Raw genomic sequence first — 1,020 nt, forward strand, 5'->3', positions numbered from 1 at the left:
GTCATGATTTGACCGTAAATTATAATGAAGAAACAAAAGAACCTGACTTTCATTACGAAGCGTAAGAAAAAAAGCATCGATTTATCGATGCTTTTTATTCTTGCGCTTAACCCTGCTTTTTGGCATCTTCATAGGCTTTATGCCATTCCGGATAATTACGGCGAATCGAAATAGGCTTAAAGTTTTCTTTTTTCACACATACGTGTGACGATGTTCCTGTTAACGCAAGTTCTTCATTTGAATTAAAAATTTCGTAGCCGTACACAACGCGTAGACCGTCATAGTTCTCAACCCAAGTATGTACTACAGCTGTCTCGCCATAATGAAGCGGCTTTTTATATGAAGCCTGTATATCAATAACTGGCGACAGCACACCGTCTCTTTCCATTTGTGCATAGCTAAAACCTAAATCACTAATAAACTGTGTTCGACCTATTTCCATCCATACTAAATAGTTAGCATGATACACAACGCCCATCTGATCGGTTTCTGCATAGCGCACTTCGATTTCTTTCTTCGACACTAGCATGATTCTACCTCCTCTTGCACTGTTCCTATTTTATCTTACCATATAAGGAGAATATACTCCTACTAGTTTGGTTGTAACTCAATATGTTGTAAGACTAAGCACATTTTGAATGCGATATATCAGTGTTTCCAGCCGCGTCATTTTATTTTCATACTTTTTATAAGGAAGTGTATATGTGTAGTCTTTATTTGTCCATAAACGGTCAAAATAAGCGTTTAGTTCGGTCATAACCTTTTTGTTAGAAGGTCCTGATACTTTAATATCCGTTTCTAAATTCAAGTCATCTAAATTTCGTTTTGTGAAATTTGCGGCTCCTGCAATAATAGTTGCATTTTTTTTGTTTCGAATAAATAAAGTTTTGGGATGATACTGCTCTTTTCCCGTATGATACCAGCGAACTTTAATATCGCCTTTAGATTTTTTCACAAGTTCTGCTGCTACTGGACGGTTAGGCAGTCCGAACTTTTTTCTTCCAAACGCATTCTCATTAG

Annotated in this window: 2 protein-coding genes; both read right to left on the reverse strand. The window is 36.8% G+C overall.

Features of this window, described 5'->3' with window-relative positions; translation table 11 throughout:
• Positions 1-106: 106 nt before the first annotated feature.
• Positions 107-529 carry an acyl-CoA thioesterase gene (locus AC1DRF_RS29430; protein ID WP_028408348.1) on the reverse strand — a complete coding sequence of 141 codons (423 nt, stop codon included), beginning with the start codon at positions 527-529 and terminating at the stop codon, positions 107-109.
• Positions 530-607: 78 nt separating this feature from the next.
• The coding region (locus AC1DRF_RS29435) for a phospholipase D-like domain-containing protein (protein WP_477742499.1) at positions 608-1,020 on the reverse strand (413 nt) is incomplete at its 5' end.

This window comes from Priestia sp. P5_B4, assembly GCF_056400385.1.

What these genes read in the sequence shown, in the direction of transcription:
- AC1DRF_RS29430 (WP_028408348.1), bottom strand. Translation starts at nt 529, where the DNA reads ATGCTAGTGTCGAAGAAAGAAATCGAAGTGCGCTATGCAGAAACCGAT.